The sequence below is a fragment of the Pseudoalteromonas sp. SG41-1 genome (genome assembly GCF_014164575.1).
GTDB lineage: Bacteria > Pseudomonadota > Gammaproteobacteria > Enterobacterales > Alteromonadaceae > Pseudoalteromonas > Pseudoalteromonas rhizosphaerae.
Window position 1 is genome coordinate 1 of the sequence record NZ_JACJFL010000003.1, and the last position, 21,098, is coordinate 21,098.

Genomic DNA, 21,098 nt, shown 5'->3' on the forward strand with positions numbered 1-21,098 from the left:
TGCTAGGTGCTAACAAATGTTTTAATAATTAAGCTGGCAGTGCCAGCTTTTTTGCGTTTATACGGATACTTTTCATAAATGTTCTAATGTACTTTCATTTAAAAAACGACTTAGCTTTCTCAGATTTAAGCCCTCATTTATTTCTCATCCTTTCCTCTTTGTGCAATAAAATTTTAGTGAATTATTCACAAAGAAATTAAGGTTCGCTGCGCTTAAAGAGCTAGCCTACACAAATAGAACCGATTTGATTAATTATTGGCTCTATTCGTATCACTGCAGTGCCCTTCCTTTTAATACATAATCATTTTGACAGCGGTTGCTAGCAATAATGCGGCGAAGATTTTTTTGACTAACGAGACTGGTAAGTAATGGGTGGCTTTGGCGCCTAACGGGGCGGTAAACCAGGATGTGCAAATAATACCGAATAACGCTGGTAAATACACAAATCCAGCAAATCCATCTTCTAGTGCAAAATGGCCGCTACCTGAGCTGATGTAACCAATTGAACCAAATAATGCGATAACAATGCCGCATGCGGATGCACACCCTATGGCTTTTTTCATATCGACTGAGAAGAACGTTAACAATGGTACCAAAAGCGCGCCTCCGCCAATACCGATCATCGCAGACAAGCCGCCGGTGATAGTGGTCATAATGGCTAACACACCTTTATTGGGCATGTCACGCTCAACCGATGGCTCACGCTTATTACTTACAAACATCTTTATCGCAATAAGTACCACTGTGACAGCAAACACTAAGCGAACAACCTGCTCAGGTAATAGTGCCGCTATAAAGCCACTGATAAGCGCCCCCAGTGCAACGCCCGTCATTACCCAAGGAGCAAGAGTCCATGGAACATTGCCATTTTTATGATGTGCGATTGCGGAAGACGTTGATGTAAATAATATTGATGCTAATGACGTTGCAATTGCGGCAATAACGATTTGCTCAGCTGGTAGAATTTCAAAATGCAGTAAAATAATACTCAACACAGGAACAATAACCAGTCCGCCCCCAATACCTAGCAGCCCTGCTAAAAAACCTACGCCACTGCCAAGTAAGGCGCAGTATAAAATCAACATTATCAATTCACTCATTGCGTTTATCTCTTATTATAATTTGGGAGCACTCATGCTAAATGAATGCGATTCTATTTCCTATTGAGCAGCTATCACTCACCATATTGGCCGCGAGTATATCAATATAACTGATGCCTATTGATATATTTGGCTACATTAAGCCCTGAATAATCCTCATGTTTTAGATGAAATAAACACAAGACACCCATCTAGAAGTCTAAATGTTTGGATGGCCAAGTTGGAACTCTGTTTTTTCAAGTGCCACTTCAGATAATTTATCGCTAATGGCGTGCAATATTATTAGTTGATGAATACAGCTCATGTTTTAGGTGAAATTAAACCGTTTTTATTCATGTACCGATACACGTATAAATAGCTCAACTCTTAGAGGTAACACAGTTTTACAGCGGTTTTAATCAAGCCATCAGGCACAACACAAAAACTGTGAACATCACTTACCGAGAGATCAGTAACGTTAATTCGCTCAAGAGCACAGCATAAACGCAGGTTTTAAATCAGATAATTGGATACAGATCACCATGACTAAAGATTTCACATTTACTATTAAGAGTATTTGTCTCGATGAAAATTATCATCCAGCAGCTAATACACGTATCACTACCAATTTTGCAAACTTGGCCAGAGGCAGTTATCGCCAAGCAAACTTACGCAACGCCTTAAAAATGATCGATAACCGCTTTAATGCCTTGGCGCAGTGGGATAACCCAAAAGCGGATCGTTATTCTGTAGAGCTTGAAATCATCTCTGTTGATATGGATATTGCTGGCAGTGGTAATAGCTTTCCATCGATTGAAATATTGAAAACAAATATTGTTGATCATCACACTAACAAACGCATTGAAGGTATTGTAGGAAATAATTTTTCCTCCTATGTGCGCGACTATGATTTTAGTGTATTACTGCAAGAACATAATAAAGATCAGCCTAAATTTAGTATCCCTGATAACTTTGGCGAGCTGCATGGCAAACTATTTAAATATTTTATTAGTTCTGACAGCTACAAAAAGCACTTTAAAAAGCCGCCAGTAATATGCCTAAGTGTTTCGGATAACAAGACCTATCATCGTACTGAAAATCAACACCCTGCGTTAGGTGTTGAATATCAGCCAAATGAACCGTCTTTGACTGAGCAATATTTCAAAAAAATGGGCTTGCAGGTGCGTTATTTTATGCCGCCAAATAGTGTAGCGCCCTTAGCCTTTTATTTTGTTGGTGATTTGCTAAATGATTACACTCATCTTGAGCTTATTAGCACTATTAGCACAATGGAGACATTTCAAAAAATCTACCGACCAGAGATCTATAATGCCAATGCGACTGCGGGGAAATCATATCAACCAAATTTGAAGAACCTAGATCATTCACTCACGCAAATTGTTTATGACCGTGAAGAGCGCAGTAAATTGGCGAATGAACAGGGGAAATTTGCTGAGCAGCACTTCATCAAGCCATATCAAACAGTGCTTGAGCAATGGTCTGCTAATTACGCGTAATAGCGAGTTCAATCGTTAGATTCAATCGCAACTTAAAAAGTTAACCCAAATAAATGGCATTATTTATTATGAAAACATCTATTAGCAAAACAATATTACCGACTTCAACTGCAGGCAGCTTACCTAAACCTTCATGGCTTGCAGAGCCAGAGACTCTTTGGTCACCTTGGAAACTTCAAGGTGATGAATTAATTGACGGCAAACACGATGCATTACGGATCTCTCTACAAGAGCAACAACGTGCAGGTATTGATATTGTCAGTGATGGCGAACAAACACGCCAACACTTTGTTACCACATTTATTGAGCACCTTAACGGTGTAGATTTTGAAAACCGTAAAACGGTGAGAATTCGTGACCGGTATGATGCCAGTGTACCTACTGTGGTAGGTCCTGTTAGTCGTATCAAACCTGTTTTTGTTGATGATGCTAAGTTTTTACGCAGCCAAACCAAACAACCGATCAAATGGGCGCTACCAGGTCCTATGACCATGATAGATACACTTTATGATGACCATTATAAAAGCCGCGAACAGCTCGCTTGGGAATTTGCCAAAATTCTTAATCAAGAAGCCAAAGAACTAGAAGCTGCGGGGGTTGATATCATTCAATTTGATGAGCCTGCATTTAATGTGTTTTTTGATGAAGTAAATGATTGGGGAATTGCGTGTTTAGAAAAAGCCATTGAAGGCCTTAAATGCGAAACGGCCGTACATATTTGTTATGGTTATGGTATCAAAGCCAATACAGATTGGAAAAAAACGTTAGGCTCAGAATGGCGACAATACGAAGAAGCATTTCCAAAACTGCAGCAATCTAATATTGATATTATCTCATTAGAATGTCACAACTCTCATGTACCAATGGAACTACTTGAACTTATTCGCGGTAAAAAAGTAATGGTAGGCGCCATTGACGTTGCCACCAATACCATAGAAACACCAGAGGAAGTGGCAAATACGCTACGTAAAGCACTGCAGTTTGTCGATGCTGACAAGCTCTACCCGTGTACTAACTGTGGTATGGCTCCGCTACCTCGCGCAGTTGCAAGAGGTAAGCTCAATGCGTTAACCGCAGGCGCAGAGATTATTAGAAAAGAGCTGGCTCAAAGTAATTAAAATCTAATTTATTTCATGAGGTGGAGTAACCACCTCGTCCTAATTTATTTTCAACAATTAGACTTACTACAAATACAATAAGCCTATATACACATAAAGTATTTAATACCCGCGCTTTTGCCAAAACTCAATTTCTGACATTGACTCTTGTTCAAACACTGAAAATGTTTTATCTGCAATCAGTTTGCCGTTTAGCTCTATGGTCATACGCCAGTCACCTATTTTATTGCTGATGGGTTGCCACAAGGTATCACCTAGGTAAAAGTGCCAGTCATTGTCTTTAACGTATTCAAAGCCGTCAAATGGTGGCATTACCTCACCATCAGCATCCGGTATATCAGGATGGTATATACAATAATGAAGTTTTTCGCCTTTGGCTTTTTTAATATTAATGATAAAACCAAACTCCACATCGAGTTGTGCCGGTACTTTTGTGGTAAATGCTTGAATTTGCGGTAAGGCTTTTGATGATGAGTCCCACTTTGTATAAATACCAAAGCTTTGCATAGTGATTGCGGGCTTAGTTTTTGCCATTATTTATCCTTTTTTTGATGCATTAGTTTAACGTATTTACACGGCAAAATTAAGCGCCAAAACGTTTAGGATCTTTAGGATAGAAAAAATCAGGCTGGCGATCACACAAGGCAAACTCACGGGTATTTTTGTAAGGTAGTTTCATAAACCCGGCAACCCCCACATCAGTAATGCTCACCGCATATTGCATCAACTTATTAAGCAAGCGCTTAAACTGTGCTTCTTTAGTGCCATCTAACAAACGATAATAATGATGTATTTTCATTCTATCTGGTAAAGCTTCAAAAATAATGCAGCCGGTATGATGTATTTGGTTTAACTCAAATACGCATTTGATCACTTTTTTAGGTAGCTGCAGTTGCTCGTCCGGATCTTTACCGTCTTCAAAATAAGAATGTGGTCGGGTGACTTCTGAGCTTTTTAAATTCATTACCTCATAGTCAAGCTCTGGAAGTTGTTCAAACTTAAATGCCCCTGTGCCATCACGCTCCAGTTGAATGGTCTTTCTTGCATCAAATAAACAACACTTAAATAAGCCTTTTTGATGAATGCCTTGTGCCAACATCACGGTATTATTAACCGCTTGGGTAAAAGCATGGCCTAAACTTTCATCATGCATGATCAGTGATGATTCAACGAACAGTGATTCTTCTTTCCAATGAAAGCTTAAGCCCCCTACTACTGGGTATTTTGCTAATCGGCTGATAGAGGCTAAAAATGCTTTTTCAGTATCACCGGTATCAAACAGGAATTCTTTATAATACCGGTCCAATTGAGCGTCATTTACATCAAGCAGTTGTTGATTGTGGTCGGCTTGGCGTAAAAATTGTTTACGTGAGCTATAAACCACAGTATCAGGTCGTTCGTCATCGTTACCAAACCAAAATGGAATATTGGCTCGCACATTTTCAGCTAAATTGAGCTCTGGTAAATATGCTTTAGCCATAGCAGGCATATTACGCATAAAGTAATCACCCGCCCCGTCTCTTGTAATTTTATTTTTAGAGAGCATACCGTCAATCACTTTTGCAAGCTCCATAGGGAGCCCTAATGAACTGGCTGGGATCACTTGCGCGCCAAATCGGCATGACTGTGCAGAAGCCAGTGCGTATAAGGTGGACGCCACGCCTTGCTCATCAAAACGCGGCGATGATTTAGCACCTGACATTTGCTCATCACCAATAAAATACACATCCCCCATCCGCGCATTGGTGGTACTTAAATCGCCAGACATTAAATCCATAAAGTTACTGGTAATTGGCTCGCCATTACTGTCTATTTGGGCATACACAGAGCTGCCCCAGTCCACCAGCGATAAGCCTTGGGTATGTTCATCCCACACTAGATTAGAAGGCTTGATATCGCCATGCACAATCGGTTGTGGCGTTATGCCATTTTGCTGAGTGCGAAGGTCTATTAATACATTACGCAGTTTTAGCGCTAAACTGGTGATTGCTGCGGCGCTAAAGCGGCCTTTTTTAAGTGATACTTTTTCTAAGTCTTCGCCCAGCGCGCGGGCCATCATTAAAATGCCCTGCTTTTTTATCCGTTCAAAAGCATAAAACTTAGGCACTAATGGGTTATCAACTTGCGAGAGCATATACGCTTCGTCCTCAAGTCGATCACGTACACTTTGCGCCAAGGTGATACGTGAAAATTTAAACACCCAAGGAAGTTTACGCTCATCTAAACCCGCAAATACAAATCCAAAAGCACCCGAGCCAATCATTTCAACCTGGCTGTAGCCTAAATTAGTGAGTTGCTTAATACAGATATTCAACCATTGGCGGTGTTTTTTTGCGTCATGGTGCGAAAGCAAATAGACCGACTGCTCTTCATTGATATAAAAATTGCGGATTGCTTTGGTTTTCACTGCGAGGTCTCAACGTATTCTAAAAAATGTAAGGGATAAGGGTGAAGCTAGCTTATTGATTATTAATTTTTTAGTTCTAAATTTCTAGTCATTTAGCCTCAGCTTAGCGTGTCCTGACATTTTGCGCAAAAAAAGTGTAAAAAGGCAATCTGTGTTAAAAAATAATGCACCCAACTCACTAAACGACAGGTGATACTCTTTATTCATGGTAATTGCTTAGTTAGATATTACAGACTTTCTGATTGGTAAAATAAAAGAAAAAAAGCCGCGTGATCAGCGAACTGATCACAACAGCTTTTAACAACCAGAATCGTTATAAATTAGAGTGCTTGTTCAAGCTCTGGTAGCACATCAAATAAATCTGCTACTAAACCATAATCCGCCACTTGGAAGATTGGCGCATCGGGATCTTTATTGATAGCCACAATCACTTTAGAATCTTTCATACCCGCTAAGTGCTGAATTGCGCCACTAATACCTACAGCAATATATAAGTTAGGCGCAACGATCTTACCGGTTTGACCCACTTGCATATCGTTTGGTACAAAGCCTGCGTCAACCGCAGCACGAGACGCACCAATTGCCGCGCCTAGTTTATCGGCAATACCATTAAGTAATGAGAAGTTCTCGCCATTTTGCATACCGCGTCCACCTGATATAACCACTTGCGCAGCAGTTAACTCTGGGCGCTCAGATTCGGTTTGCTCAACACTTACAAATGCGCTTAATTCACTGCTAAACACAGAATCAACAACACGACTCTCAGCGGGAGCTTGCTCACTTTGCAGATCAAAGCTACTTGCACGAACGGTGAGCACTTTTTTGCTATCCAGTGATTTTACAGTTGCGATGGCATTACCGGCATAGATTGGGCGTTTAAATGTATCAGCGTCAACCACATCAATGATTTCTGAAATTTGTGCAACATCAAGTAATGCGGCAACACGTGGCATAAAGTTTTTGCCCGTTGTAGTAGCACTAGCAACAAGATGCGAATAATCTGGCGCAAGCGATAATACTAAATCTGCGATGTTTTCAGCTAACTGATGCGCATACTCGCTATGATCAGCCACCAGCACGGTGTTTACACCTGCAATACTGGCCACTATTTCACTCATTGGTGCTACGTTTTCACCAGCAATTAGTACATCAACAGCAAAACCAAGCTTTAATGCTGCGTTTATGGTTTTAGAAGTTTCAGGCTTTAAACTGCCATTGTCATGATCTGCTATAACTAATGTTTTCATTTAAATCACCTTCGCTTGTGTTTTTAATAAATCAACTAACTGCGCTACATCATCAACAATGATACCGCCACTGCGTTTTGCCGGTTCATGTACCGCAACAAGTTCGATACGCGGGGTTAAGTCTACACCTAAGCTATCAGCTGCAATTACCTCAAGTGGTTTACGTTTGGCTTTCATAATATTTGGCAATGATGCATAACGAGGTTCATTCAAACGTAAGTCTGTTGTGACTACAGCCGGTAACTTTAATGCCACTGTTTGTAAACCGCCATCAACTTCACGCGTCACATTAACAGTGCCATTTGCTATGTCGACCTTTGATGCAAACGTACCTTGCCCGCGCCCGGTAAGAGCCGCCAGCATTTGACCTGTTTGATTGTTATCTGAATCAATCGACTGTTTACCTAAAATCACCAGTTCAGGGGCTTCTTGCTCGACGATTTTAGCAAGCAACTTTGCAACGTGCAGTGATTCTAATTTTTCGTCAGTCTCAATATGAATCGCTTTATCGGCGCCCAGTGCCAGTGCTGTACGTAATTGTTCTTGAGATGCTTTAGCACCAATGGTTACAGCAATTACTTCAGTGGCAGTGCCCGCCTCTTTTAAGCGGATAGCTTCTTCAATGGCAATTTCGCAAAATGGGTTAAGTGCCATTTTCACATTAGTTAGATCAACGTCGCTATTATCTGCTTTAACGCGTGCTTTTACGTTGTAGTCGATAACTCTTTTTATTGGAACGAGAACTTTCATAGGAACTCCATAATTATTTAAACCTACAAGCTAACGTGTACGTCAACCTATTTATTTTATGAAATCAGACTACCTCCTGTTGACGTAAACGTCAACCTAAAATAACCTTAAACTATTCATCGCCTGTAACGTTTCATTTGCAAGTATGAAATTGCCCTCGTAAAGGCACAGGTCCGTCACATAAAAGAGGTTAATATGGTCGAACGCGAAACCATGGAATTTGATGTCGTTATTGTCGGCGCAGGCCCTGCAGGCTTAGCTACCGCCATACGATTAGCGCAACAAGCACGAGAAAAACAACAAGAGTGCATGATCTGCGTGGTTGAAAAAGGCTCCGAAGTGGGCGCCCATATTTTATCGGGCGCAGTATTTGAAACCACCGCTTTGGACGAGTTACTGCCCAATTGGCAAGAACTTGGCGCACCAGTGACCACTAAAGTAACCAGTGATGAAATATATTGGTTTAATAATGACAGCAAAGCCACCGCTATCCCTCACTTTGCCGCACCTAAAACATTTCATAATACTGATAACTATATTGTCTCTATGGGTAATGTATGCCGCTGGCTTGCAGAGCAAGCAGAAAACCTAGGGGTTGAGATTTTCCCAGGTTTTAGCGCACACTCACTGATTATTGAAGATGACACAGTAAAAGGCATTATTACCGGCGATATGGGCCTTGATAGTAATGGCAATGAAAAAGATGGCTTTATGCCTGGCATGGAACTTCGTGCTAAATACACTGTATTTGCTGAAGGTTGTCGTGGTCACTTAGGTAAACAGCTGACCAATCAGTTTGCACTTGATCAAGATGCCTCACCGCAACATTATGGTTTAGGCTTTAAAGAAATTTGGCAAATCGATCCTGCTAATCACAAGCAAGGCACGGTAGTTCATGGCACCGGTTGGCCCTTAAGTGCAGATACTAACGGTGGTGCGTTTATGTACCACAGTGATAATAATCAAGTTGTAGTCGGCTTAATTGTTGATTTAAATTACTCAAACCCGCATTTAAGCCCGTTTGATGAATTTCAGCGCATGAAACACCACCCAATATTTAAAGATGTATTAGCCGGTGGCGAACGTATTGCTTATGGCGCTCGTGCGATTGCAAAAGGTGGCTTGCACTCATTACCAAAAATGCACTTCCCGGGTGGTTTGTTGGTCGGCTGTGACGCGGGCACCTTGAATTTTGCCAAAATCAAAGGCAACCACACAGCGATGAAGTCAGGTATGATTGCCGCTGAGGTGATCTTTAACGCGCTTACAAACGAGCAACAGCATACTGACTTAGTTGACTACAGCGAAGCATTTAAACAAAGTTGGGCTTATAAAGAGCTATACCAATCACGTAACTTTGGCCCTGTGATGCATAAGCTAGGAAAATTTCTTGGTGGTGCGTATAACACCCTTGATCAAAATATTTTTGCAGGGGCATTACCTTTTACTTTTAAAGATAATATCCCAGATCACGCAACGCTAGTTGATAAAAATCAGGCCAGTGTCATTGATTACCCGAAGCCTGATGGTCAACTCAGCTTTGATAAATTATCTTCGGTGTTTTTATCAAATACCAATCATGAAGAATCTCAGCCGTGTCATTTAAAACTAAAAAATAGCGCTATTCCTATCTATGTTAACTTAGTTAAATTTGACGAGCCTGCTCAGCGCTATTGCCCGGCGGGTGTGTATGAGATACAGCAAATTGCCGGCAAAGACGAGTTTGTGATCAATGCACAAAACTGCGTGCACTGTAAAACCTGCGATATTAAAGATCCGAGCCAAAACATCACCTGGGTAACACCTGAGGGAGCCGGTGGTCCCAACTACCCAAATATGTAATCTAAATACAATTAAAGCGCTTGATACAGCGTTAAAATAATATTTTACATATAAATTATAAACCTATCCTAAATTGCAGGGGCTTCGGCCCCTTTTTTGCGCTATGCTAATAAGAATTATATATGAGTGAGATATTTTTATGCCGTCGTCTAATGTTGTATTCCGTTTTTTAGCAGAGCCCACCGATGTGAATTTTGGCGGGAAGGTTCATGGCGGTGTCGTCATGAAGTGGATTGACCAAGCAGGTTATGCCTGCGCTGCTGGTTGGAGTGGTCATTACTGTGTCACTGTATCTGTCGCTGGGGTTAAATTTCGTCGCCCTATTCTAGTTGGTCAAATTGTTGAAGTTGAAGCTAAAATTGCCCACACTGGCAAAACCAGTATGCAAATCTTTATACAAGTTCGCTGTGGCGATCCGAAAACGCGTAATTTAGTTGAGACTAACCACTGTGTAATTAGCTTTGTTGCCATGGACGAAACAGGTTACCCCGTAGCAGTGCCAGAATACATCGCAGTGAGTAATGAAGACAAAAAATTAGAAAACTACGCAATTAAGATGAAAGAGATTGCCATAGAAACTGAAACTTTATTGCATAAATCAGAACCCTGATCACCTAAACTATCTATCTGTAAAAGCTACACTCTAGTCAGAAATCTTTTCTCCAGCCAAACTGAACGAGCGTTTAAATAGCGCTCATTGGTGTACTTTGTATGCTATAAAAGACTATAACTGGCTGTTTTAAAGCCAAATTAATCATGGCACGCACCATGCAATATTAAAAGTAACCGGTAATTTAAAGGTTATATTTTTTATTTTGTAAAGGAGCTATTAAATGATTAAATCAATTTCACTTTCTGCTATCTCATTAGCATTGTTAGGTTTTAATACTGCAGCTAGCGCAGAGACAACAAACATGGATTACCCTCGCGTATATACCGGTATTGGTTACGGCCAATACTCATTCCAATTTGAAGATTCTGAAAACGACATCGATTTTGACGACGACTCACAGATGCTCAAAGGCTATGTTGGTTCACAATTTAATAAGTATTTGAGTTTAGAACTGGCCTATCAAAACTTTGATGAAGTAAGTGATATAGATAGTTACGCTGAGGTAGATGGTATCTCCCTTGCTGCACGATTAGCAGCACCAATAACAGAAAGCTTTTCTGTCTACGCTAAAGGTGGTTGGTTAGAATGGGACGCCGAGGTCACCAGTGATATTCCAGCCCTTGGTGAAATATCAGCCGATCAAAGTGGTGGCGATATATTCTACGGTGCAGGTATTGAATATGCATTTACCAGTAATATGCAAATACGCTTTGAGTACGAGCGTTACGAATTAGAAGACGATATTGATCCAGATATGGACGTGGCATCAGTATCTGTACAATATATGTTTTAAGGAATGCTTAACCTGTTCTGAGGTTATTTAGCAGTAAAAGGCAGCTTCGAGCTGCCTTTTTTGTTGTTAGCGGTTAGAATATCGTATCTTTAACAGTAATTGAGTTTCATGAGCGATTTTCAACTAACGGCTATTGGCCATATTCAATCTCCTTATAAACAAAAGTTCGCCATTCCTCGCCAACCGCGTTTAGTTCCACAAGCAAAAGCTAAGTTGGTATTTGTTGCTGATTTTAACCGTGAAGAATTTGTTCGTGGTTTAGATGAATTTAGCCATATTTGGTTATTGTTTCGCTTTCATGAAACTGCTGATAAAGGCTACTCAGCCATGGTTAGACCACCGCGTTTAGGCGGTAATGAGCGCAAAGGCGTATTTGCCACACGCGCGACCTTTAGACCCAATGCCATAGGCATGAGTGCCGTCAAGCTTGAAGGCATAGAGTATAAAAATGGCCAGCTGTGTTTATTATTGGCAGGCATAGATTTACTTGATGGCACCCCGATTTTAGACGTCAAACCATATTTACCTTATTCAGATGCCATGGTTGATGCCACTGCAGGCTTTGCTGACACGCGCCCAGAAACGCAAATGACCGTTGAGTTTAGCCCGCAAGTGCAGGCGTTTATTGAACAGCAAACCAACTTCCCAGAGTTGCATGACTTTATTAGTAATGTACTTAAGCAAGATCCTCGCCCTGCCTATAAAAAGCAAAAAGAGGGTGAACAAAGTTATGGAATGACCTTGTATGATTTTAATATCCGTTGGCAAGTAAACGACGAGCATAACTATGTCACTAGCATAGAAAAAAGTTAGAAAAACACACTTAGCGCTTTAGTGTAAAAGCAACCGCTGCTAAACTGAGTGCCCAATTGAAATAATAATTTTATAACTATCGGAATAAACATGCGTACCAGTCAATATATACTCGCAACACTTAAAGAAACGCCATCAGATGCTGAAATTGTATCGCATCAATTAATGTTAAGAGCGGGCATGATCCGTCGCGTCGCGTCGGGCCTATATACTTGGTTACCCTCTGGATTACGCGTGTTACGAAAAGTCGAAAACATTGTGCGTGAAGAAATGGACAAATCAGGTGCAATCGAAATGTTGATGCCTGTTATTCAACCTGCGGATCTATGGGAAGAGTCTGGCCGTTGGGAGCAGTTTGGCCCAGAACTTATGCGTTTTACTGACCGTCACAATCGTACTTTCGCGTTAGGACCAACCCATGAAGAAGTGATCACCGACTTTGTTCGTAAAGAAGTAAGTTCGTATAAACAATTACCGCTTACTTTGTATCAAGTACAAACAAAAGTGCGCGACGAACGTCGTCCTCGTTTTGGGGTTATGCGCGCGCGTGAATTTACTATGAAAGATGCCTATTCATTTCATTTAAGTGAAGAATGTTTAGATGCAACTTATCAAGTAATGCACAAAGCATACTGTAATATATTCGATCGCTTAGGCCTTGATTACCGTCCTGTTATTGCTGATACCGGCTCTATCGGTGGTAGTGTATCTCATGAATTTCATGTGTTAGCTGAATCAGGTGAAGATGCTATCGCCTTTAGTGATAAAAGTGACTATGCAGCAAACATCGAAAAAGCAGAAGCATTAGCGCCAAGTGAAGCGCGCCCTGCTGCCGCAAAAGAATTAAAAGTATTCCCAACACCTGATGCGAAAACTATCGACGAGCTAAAGAAACACTATGGTGTAAAACCTCATCGCAGTGTTAAAACACTGATTGTTTACGGCGCGCCAAATGAAGATGGTCAACGTGGTTTAGTTGCATTAGTAATACGTGGCGATCATGAGCTTAACGAACTTAAAGCTGAAAAACATCCATTAGTAGATTCTCCACTGGAAATGGCAAACGAGGCTGACATAATTGCAGCCATTGGTGCTAAACCGGGTTCATTAGGCCCTGTTGGCTTAACAATGCCAATTTTAGTAGACCGTACAGCCAACGTAATGGCTGATTTTGTAGCCGGTGCCAACAAAGATGACGAGCATTACAGCGGTATTAACTGGGATCGCGATGTAACTGAGTATGAAGTTGCTGATCTACGTAATATTGTCGAAGGTGATCCTAGTCCATGTGGTAATGGTACTTTACATATTAAACGCGGTATCGAAGTTGGCCATATCTTCCAGCTTGGTACTAAGTACTCAGAAGCGATGAAAGCGGGAGTATTAAACGAAAGCGGTAAGAACCAAATAATGACTATGGGTTGTTATGGTATTGGTGTATCGCGTATTGTCGCAGCGGCTATTGAGCAAAATAATGATCAATACGGCATTATTTGGCCACAGCCAATCGCCCCGTTCGATTTAGCCATTGTGCCAATGAATATGCATAAATCGCATCGTATACCGGATATCGCTAATAACCTTTACGACGGTTTAAAAGCCGCAGGCTTAGACGTGTTATTTGATGACCGTAAAGAGCGCCCAGGTGTGATGTTTAACGACATGGAATTACTCGGTGTACCTTTCACGTTGGTAATTGGTGAGCGTAATCTTGATGAAAACAAGGTTGAGTTGAAAAATCGCCGTACTGGTGAAAAATTAATGATAGATATTGATACCGCTGTTGAAGCAATCAAAGCGGCCATGAACGCTTAATCATCAGCACCTTCTGAAAAAAAAACCGCGTAATGCGGTTTTTTTGTTTTTGCACGATCATTAATTGTCATAGATGTTTCGTCAAACAGTCTTATAAACGTCATTCAAGTTGCTTAACTTTGTTGTTATTACACCGTGAGTAACCTCCTATGCACGACATCGAAAAAAGTGATAAAAAGTACTACCCAGCTGTTTGGATATCCGATGTACATTTAGGCTATAAAGATTGTCGAGCAGATTACCTACTCGACTTTTTAAATAGTATTGAGTGCGATACCCTTTATCTAGTGGGTGACATCGTCGATTTATGGTCGATGAAGCGAAATTTTTATTGGCACCCTAGTCACTATCAAGTATTAGCTTGTATTCAAGCCAAAGCAGTTCAAGGTACTCGAGTGATTTATATTCCCGGCAATCACGATGAAACATTCCGACACTACGTCAATAACAGCCTATTTGGTATTGAAGTCCACCAGCAGTTTATTCACACAACCAAAGCCAACAAACGATTTCTTCTGGTTCACGGTGATGATTTTGACTCAGCAACTAGGTATAACAAACTGATCAGTATTGCCGGTGATACAGGTTATGACTTTTTACTGTTTTTAAATCGCTGGACTAATCGTATTCGACGCCTATATGGTGGTAACTATTGGTCACTTGCTGCTTGGATAAAAGCCCGCGTTCATAAAGCGCGTGAAGCAATAGAGGCATTTGAAAATGCTGCTATTCATGAGGCTAAAAAGCAAGGCGTAGACGGTATTATTTGCGGTCACATTCATCACCCACAACTCAAAGTCGTTGATGGCATTGTTTACTGTAATGATGGCGATTGGATAGAAAGTTGTACCGCAGTAGTAGAGCAAGAAAATGGTCGTATCGAATTGCTACACTGGTCTGACACTCAAACAGTGATTAATTCTGCTGATATTACCAAACTTAATCAAAATCTTGGTGGACCAAAGGCTAAACCTGAAAAATCAGTAGCTTAAAATTTAGACTGTGTGGTTTATTTTAACCACATAGCTAATTTATCTTTCAAAACTTTTGGCTTTATGGGTTTGGTAATATAATCATTCATACCAGCTGTAATACAACGCTCTCTGTCACCTGCCATAGCGCTGGCTGTCATAGCGATAATAGGCACTTTTGCATAGTCAGCACCAGCTTTGCTGCTGCGAATTGCAGAGGTTGTGTCATAGCCATTGAGGCTTGGCATTTGGCAATCCATTAAAAGCAGATCAAATAAAGGTGTGTGCTCTGTATTTAATATTTCTAGCGCATCTAGGCCATCGCTGGCACATACAATAGTGACACCGGTATTTTTTAATATTGCTTTGGCAACTTCAAGGTTGATCATATTATCATCAACCAATAATACCTTAAAGTTTGATAAATCGTATTCAACATATTCTGTTTGCTCACTACCTTGGCTAGCAACCAAAAAACTATTATTAACACCAAACAAACTTGCTAACTTATAGCTAAATTGATCTTGAGTAAGCGGCTTATTTAGCACATGGCAATTTTCAGGTACCTGCTCTTTGGCTTTTTTACTAAGCAGTAAATCACGCAAGATTAATACATATTTTTTATTCTGCTTATTACATAAATTAATCAGTGTTTGTAAGTATGGGTGATCATTATCAACAACCAGTAAATCAACTTTTAACTCTTGATATTGTGCTTGGTAGTCAAATCGTTGAATATTATTGGCCGCTACTTGGCAATTTTTAATCAATAAATTAGTGACATTGTTATATACACTGTCGCTATCTATCAGCACGCCAACCTGAATATCTTTTGCCAACTCAACGGCAGTATTAAGTCTTTTCTCAGCTGCAATATGTAATTGCACTTGCGCTGTAAAACAGCTTCCCTTGCCCTTTTCACTGGTTACACTAATATCACCGCCCATCAATTGTGCCAGCTTACGACAAATTGATAAACCAAGCCCTGTACCTCCAAAGTGGCGAGTGGTACTGGTGTCCTCTTGAGTAAAGGCCTCAAACAGCTTATCGATATTTTTTTCAGCAATGCCGATGCCTGAGTCTTCAATAACAAAGCTCATTAATAACTTTTCTTCAGTAAGATACTGACACCCAACAGTCAAACTGACTTCACCTTGATGAGTAAATTTGAATGCATTATTAAGTAAGTTTATTAATATTTGTTTTAATCGGTGGCTATCTCCGACTAACATACGGTCAATAACTTTATCAGTATACAAAAACACTTCTAAGCCTTTACGCTGTGCTTGCAGTGCCATTGAGGTGATCATATCACTGCATACAGTAATCACATCAAAACTGTGATTATCAATACCAAGTTTACCAGCTTCGATTTTTGAAAAATCCAAGATGTCATTAATCAATGTCATTAATGAGTTAGCGCTGCTATTGGCCAGATCTAAATATTGCTGTTGCTGCTGCGTTAGCGTGTCCTCTTTGAGCATTTCCAGCATCCCTAATACACCATTCATAGGCGTACGTATTTCATGGGAAATATTAGCAATAAAATCACTTTTAGTTTTACTGGCTGCCAAAGCTTGTTCAATCGCACTTTCAAGTTCAGTTGTGCGTTGTTGCACTTTTTGCTCTAACGTACTATTGAGTTTTTCAAGCTCAACTTGGGTCTGTTTAAGTGAATTAATGTTTCGTAAAATCGCTGCTACTTGGTAGCGCTGGGTAAAGATATCAAACACGCTAGTAAGTGTAATTGAGTAAAAGTGTTGTTGATCTTGCGGGTCAATAAATACGCCTTCAAATGATGGTTTTGATCCCTGTGCTATTGTTTCATCAATACATGACTTATCACCTTCTGCTAGCGAAAATAATTGCGTAAACTGGGTGTGATCAATAATGATATCAAAGCACTGTAATGCTGTTTTATTAGCATTACTGATAAGGCCATCCTCTTGTACTGTTAAAATTGCATCGAGAGAATTTTCAATAATCTTGTTATTACGCTCCTTCAAGGTGTGAAGCTCTAATTTGCGGTTTATATACCTTTGGTATAACCACACTAATAACCACAAAGCAGTGAAAAGTGAAATAATTACCAACACAAAATGATCACGGCGCTTAGCAACGTCTGTTAACAAAATATCGGTATTAATTGATACCGCAAGTTCAAGGGGCAACATGCTAATGTTATTTTCTAAACTAATACGTTGTTTTAAATAATAATGACTTGGTAAATCATGAAAAGGTAAAGTCGCTTGGCTGCTCATATCTTGGCTTTGACTAAATACACTTGACCAAGTAATGTCTTGACCAAACTCAAAACCAAATCGTAGTTTAGGATCTGGGTGAAATAAAAACTGCTGCTGATCATTTAACAGATAAACATCAACCCCAGCAGATGAACTAAAAGTAACACTATTAAATAACTCGTCAGCAAAATAATTTGTTACTAATACAGCAAATACTGCTCCTTGTTTATTAAATACCGGCTTCGCAACTCGGTAGGTGCTCACGTAGGGTATCTGAATTTGACCATGCTCTCGATTATAGTTAATCGGTGATATATAGACAGATTCACTATCTAACCTGCTGGCATTAAGCATGTAATCCCGTTGCCCTTTTTGTTGTAATAAGTCTCCCTCGAGGCGCACCACAACATCATTGATCCTATCAACACGGACAATTTCTTGACCATTATCAGCAAGGGTAATATATCAGGCTTGTAATAGCTGCTGGTCAGTGCGCATAAAGCCACTAAATATTTCAGCTAAGCGCGTTTGCCATATTGCGATGGGCGTATTTAATAGTGGATCAATAAGGTTATTTGCAGCGGCTCGACTAATACCACTGATAGGCGGCGTGACATTTAAAAAGTTGATTGACGAGACACTATCTTTTAAATGCCCTTTTAATATTTGTGCTTTTGTATCAAGCTCTTGCTGTAGTGTGGTTTGGGCAATCTGGTAAACATCTTTGCGTGCTTTTTGCTCATAAATATATAAAGCAGGAGTTGCGAAGATGAAAAAAACAGCAAAGCTAATAAAGAAAGTTTATTACTGCGAAATAAATTAGAAAATGTCAGAGGGTAGCGCATCAAAATTGCCAGTTTGCTTTCAAAACAAACTATATTATAGAGCAATTAAAAAAGTTATCTTTGAGCTTTTTATCGATTCTTAGTTTTAACCATGAAACTATAAATAAGTAATAAAAAATGACGAGCTATCCCGTCATTTTTTATTATTTAACTGAGAGTATTGTAACAACTACGCCCAGCCTACCTCTTTACAACTTGTTACCTAAATAAGACTTCTTCTTTATTAAACCATTTAACACAAAATGCTAATAGTGCACCGGCAACAATCACGGTCGCTAAAAAGATTAGTCCAAGTAACGTGTAATCAATCGTACCTTTGATAATTTCTTTAATCGCTAAAGCCACATTAGTAACCGGAATAAATGCGGTTTTAGCTGTTAGCTCAACATTCGGTAATAAAGCAACAATGATAGGAAATATCACCCCCATGCTCAGTGGTGTCATATAATTTTGTGCTTCTTTAAAACTACGCGCATAAATCGATATTGCTAACGCAAGAGAAGAAAAAATCGCCGCTACGGGTAATAAAATAATAAAAATGAGTGCCAGATCTAATACGCGTAATGAACTAAATGCTGTTTTTATAACATCCAAATCAATGAAAGAAATCGCGATACTGATCCATACGCCCATACTCAACACGGTTATCGTTGTGGTGGCGATTGACGCTGCAAGTAAAGTAATAAATTTACCTAATACAAGTTGCGTACGGGTGATTGGTGTCAGTAGTAACGTTTCTAATGTGCCGCGTTCTTTCTCACCTGCACCTAAATCAATTGCTGGGTATGTTGCTCCCATCAAAACTAATGGGATCAGTAAGTAAGGAATAAAGCCGCCTATTTTCTCACCTAAATTTTCTCGTTTATCAGCGGTATCAACTTTTACAACTTTGATTGGATCAATAATCGCACTTTGTTGCTCAACTGAAACACCATAACTCAATAGTTTTTCAGCTCTTAGCTTATTACCAAATTCTTTAGCAAGCTCTGTTACTCTGTCGAATAAAAAGTTAATCGCTTTGGCATCGTTATAAACCACTTGCCACTGGCTCTGTTTTGCGTCATCAAGGTTTTGTTTGGCATCTGCGGGTAAGAAAATACCCATATCAATGGTGCCAGCTTTAACGGCCTCAGTAAGCTCTGCAACTGTATTAAAGGTGTGTTCACCTTTGTATAATTGAAAACTTTTATGGTAAAAAACTTTATCTGTGAATGATTGCGCATATTCGCCATTGATAATGGCATAGGTATGAACTTTTTGTTCGGCTTCAAGTGTTGCTTGAGAACTAATAAATGCCATCACCGCAAATAATAATGGAAAGATAGCAACTGGCAATGCGACAATAAAAATGAGTGTTTTTTTATCACGTAATAGCTCTTTTAATTCCTTTTTAAATACTTCAAACATTATTTTTCTCCGTCAAAATATTCATAAACGCTTGATTTAGTTCGTCGCTTTTACCCACTTTTTTAAATTCGTCAAGACTGCCGTCAAAACAACTGATACCTTCGTTGATCACCGCAACGCGGTCACACAGTAGCGCTACTTCATCTAAATGATGGGTTGAAAATATAACAGGAGTCCCTTGCGCTTTAAGCCGTTTGATAAACTCGATCACCGTTTGAGTGGTCATTATGTCTAATCCAGTGGTCGGCTCATCAAGTACTACGACTGCCGGGTGGTGCACAACTGCGCGGGCTATATTGGCTTTTTGTTTCATACCCGTTGATAAATTATCAGCACGTTTATCAATAAAGCTATGCATGTCGAGTAAATCAAATAACTCTTCACACCGTGACCTAATCGCGTCTTTACTCATACCGTGCAGTTTTGCAAAATATTCGATATTTTCTTTTACCGTTAAACGGCCATATAAACCGGTACTACCAGATAGAAAACCAATAGACTTACGACCAAATAGTGGTTTTTTTATGATGTCTTCACCAGCAATAATTATTTGCCCTTCATCGGGTTTTAACGCTGTCGAGATCATTCTTAGCGTGGTGGTTTTTCCTGCACCATTAGGGCCGAGTAAGCCCAGCACTTCGCCTTTATTACAATGAAAGCTGACATCTCGCACCGAATGAAAATAATCTTTATCTTCACGGGGATCTATTTTATCGACTTTGTTTTTTTTATGGTCTTTAGTTAGCTTAAATTTCTTTTTAAGCCCCGTAACTTCTATCATGTTCATGTCCTTCGTTTTGGTCTAAAGTAATCTGTATTACTATAAAACTCGGGGTTATTATTATCATACCAGCCTGGTACGCCTAGCAGTGGTAATGGTGAGAGCTGGCTATTGTCCCTTAAACAGTTATCGACGCTAATCATCTCATAAAGGGTTTGATCAATATACTGATACTGCTGGGCTAAATCTTTACAAAATATGTCACTCGGTACTTTTACAAATAATGCTTTACCTGTCAGACCAATATACGGCTTTGTTAGCATTTCATAATTAGCGTGGCCGAACATAAATGGCGCAATGGTTTTCCCCCACAACGCTCTTTGCTCAATAAATGCCTGCTGCCATTGATGATTTTTAAGTAACGCAGGCCAAATTTCATCACTTACAGCAAGTACAACCCCACATTCATCAAACAAGGTTAAGGCATTGCGGTGTTTTGAGCGTACTTTAGTGCCGTGAAGTGTGATCTCTTCTACATGACGTTGATTGATCAATGCTTTAGTTTTAGGAAATAAACACCAGATAAGTCCACCAAATAAGTCATGCCAATTTTGTTGTCGCGTTGGTACTTTACCGGTATCAAAAATGATTTGCTCATAATAGCGCTCTTCCTCACTAAAGCAGGCGTCATCAACAAAGCGAATTGTTTGCTGATTTGCATTTTTAGCATCTAAAAATGATGAAAACCACGCACATTGCGGCCAGTCGGATAAACCATTTAAAGAAAACAGTGTATTTAAATGGCTAAATGCACCATTTTCTAAACTGTGGCTATGCCATTGTTCGTAAGGGGTAAAACGCTTCATGAGTATCTTTAGCTTTACAATTATTATGGTTGGAGTTTACCGCAAAAACTG

Annotated in this window: 17 protein-coding genes; 8 read left to right on the top strand and 9 right to left on the bottom strand. The window is 39.9% G+C overall.

Translation table 11 applies throughout. The features are described from left to right. Positions 1-290: 290 nt before the first annotated feature. On the bottom strand, positions 291-1,100 hold the full coding sequence (locus H5203_RS03150; protein WP_182819369.1) for a sulfite exporter TauE/SafE family protein: 810 nt from the start codon (positions 1,098-1,100) through the stop codon (positions 291-293). A gap of 521 nt (positions 1,101-1,621) precedes the next feature. Between H5203_RS03150 and H5203_RS03155 the strand changes: the two genes are divergently transcribed. Together H5203_RS03155 and H5203_RS03160 are read left to right on the top strand one after the other, a co-directional pair. Continuing rightward, complete coding sequence (locus H5203_RS03155) at positions 1,622-2,596, top strand: DUF1852 domain-containing protein (RefSeq protein WP_182717840.1); 975 nt, start codon at positions 1,622-1,624, stop codon at positions 2,594-2,596. 68 nt (positions 2,597-2,664) lie between these two features. Continuing rightward, positions 2,665-3,714 (top strand): methionine synthase, encoded by a 1,050-nt coding sequence (locus tag H5203_RS03160; protein WP_182819370.1) that lies wholly within the window; start codon positions 2,665-2,667, stop codon positions 3,712-3,714. A 102-nt stretch (positions 3,715-3,816) separates the two neighbouring features. Here the strand turns inward: H5203_RS03160 and H5203_RS03165 are convergent, their stop codons facing one another. The 4 genes from H5203_RS03165 to H5203_RS03180 all read right to left on the bottom strand — a co-directional run bounded on the left by H5203_RS03165 (position 3,817) and on the right by H5203_RS03180 (position 8,118). Beyond that, positions 3,817-4,248, bottom strand: a complete 432-nt coding sequence (locus H5203_RS03165) for a DUF3859 domain-containing protein (protein ID WP_182730930.1) — start codon at positions 4,246-4,248, stop codon at positions 3,817-3,819. Positions 4,249-4,297: 49 nt separating this feature from the next. Then, positions 4,298-6,121 (bottom strand): protein kinase domain-containing protein, encoded by a 1,824-nt coding sequence (locus H5203_RS03170; RefSeq protein WP_182758804.1) that lies wholly within the window; start codon positions 6,119-6,121, stop codon positions 4,298-4,300. 320 nt (positions 6,122-6,441) lie between these two features. Beyond that, on the bottom strand, positions 6,442-7,368 hold the full coding sequence (locus H5203_RS03175) for an electron transfer flavoprotein subunit alpha/FixB family protein (protein WP_145233926.1): 927 nt from the start codon (positions 7,366-7,368) through the stop codon (positions 6,442-6,444). Continuing rightward, complete coding sequence (locus H5203_RS03180; protein WP_149981096.1) at positions 7,369-8,118, bottom strand: electron transfer flavoprotein subunit beta/FixA family protein; 750 nt, start codon at positions 8,116-8,118, stop codon at positions 7,369-7,371. Positions 8,119-8,313: 195 nt separating this feature from the next. Between H5203_RS03180 and H5203_RS03185 the strand changes: the two genes are divergently transcribed. From H5203_RS03185 to H5203_RS03210, 6 genes are all read left to right on the top strand, one after another. Further along, complete coding sequence (locus H5203_RS03185; RefSeq protein WP_182819371.1) at positions 8,314-9,960, top strand: electron transfer flavoprotein-ubiquinone oxidoreductase; 1,647 nt, start codon at positions 8,314-8,316, stop codon at positions 9,958-9,960. A gap of 139 nt (positions 9,961-10,099) precedes the next feature. Next, on the top strand, positions 10,100-10,570 hold the full coding sequence (locus tag H5203_RS03190; protein WP_145233918.1) for an acyl-CoA thioesterase: 471 nt from the start codon (positions 10,100-10,102) through the stop codon (positions 10,568-10,570). A gap of 223 nt (positions 10,571-10,793) precedes the next feature. Beyond that, positions 10,794-11,366, top strand: coding sequence for an outer membrane beta-barrel protein (locus H5203_RS03195; RefSeq protein ID WP_145233916.1), 573 nt, complete (start codon positions 10,794-10,796; stop codon positions 11,364-11,366). 108 nt (positions 11,367-11,474) lie between these two features. Continuing rightward, on the top strand, positions 11,475-12,179 hold the full coding sequence (gene tsaA / locus H5203_RS03200) for a tRNA (N6-threonylcarbamoyladenosine(37)-N6)-methyltransferase TrmO (protein ID WP_182819372.1): 705 nt from the start codon (positions 11,475-11,477) through the stop codon (positions 12,177-12,179). Positions 12,180-12,269: 90 nt separating this feature from the next. Beyond that, positions 12,270-13,994, top strand: coding sequence for a proline--tRNA ligase (locus tag H5203_RS03205; protein WP_149981092.1), 1,725 nt, complete (start codon positions 12,270-12,272; stop codon positions 13,992-13,994). A 149-nt stretch (positions 13,995-14,143) separates the two neighbouring features. After that, complete coding sequence (locus tag H5203_RS03210; RefSeq protein ID WP_182734736.1) at positions 14,144-14,986, top strand: UDP-2,3-diacylglucosamine diphosphatase; 843 nt, start codon at positions 14,144-14,146, stop codon at positions 14,984-14,986. A 17-nt stretch (positions 14,987-15,003) separates the two neighbouring features. On the opposite strand, the gene H5203_RS23110 is transcribed toward H5203_RS03210, so the two are convergent. From H5203_RS23110 to H5203_RS03230, 4 genes are all read right to left on the bottom strand, one after another. Then, entirely contained in the window at positions 15,004-17,613 is a 2,610-nt protein-coding gene (locus tag H5203_RS23110) for an ATP-binding protein (protein ID WP_310736540.1), read from the bottom strand. A gap of 638 nt (positions 17,614-18,251) precedes the next feature. Continuing rightward, a complete protein-coding gene (locus tag H5203_RS03220) occupies positions 18,252-19,460 on the bottom strand; it encodes an ABC transporter permease (protein ID WP_182819373.1) in 1,209 nt (402 codons plus the stop codon). Continuing rightward, positions 19,453-20,241, bottom strand: coding sequence for an ATP-binding cassette domain-containing protein (locus tag H5203_RS03225; RefSeq protein WP_182734741.1), 789 nt, complete (start codon positions 20,239-20,241; stop codon positions 19,453-19,455). The genes H5203_RS03220 and H5203_RS03225 overlap by 8 nt, the downstream gene beginning before the upstream one ends. Before the next feature lie 2 nt (positions 20,242-20,243). After that, positions 20,244-21,047, bottom strand: coding sequence for a DUF3025 domain-containing protein (locus H5203_RS03230; protein WP_182819374.1), 804 nt, complete (start codon positions 21,045-21,047; stop codon positions 20,244-20,246). Positions 21,048-21,098 lie beyond the last annotated feature (51 nt).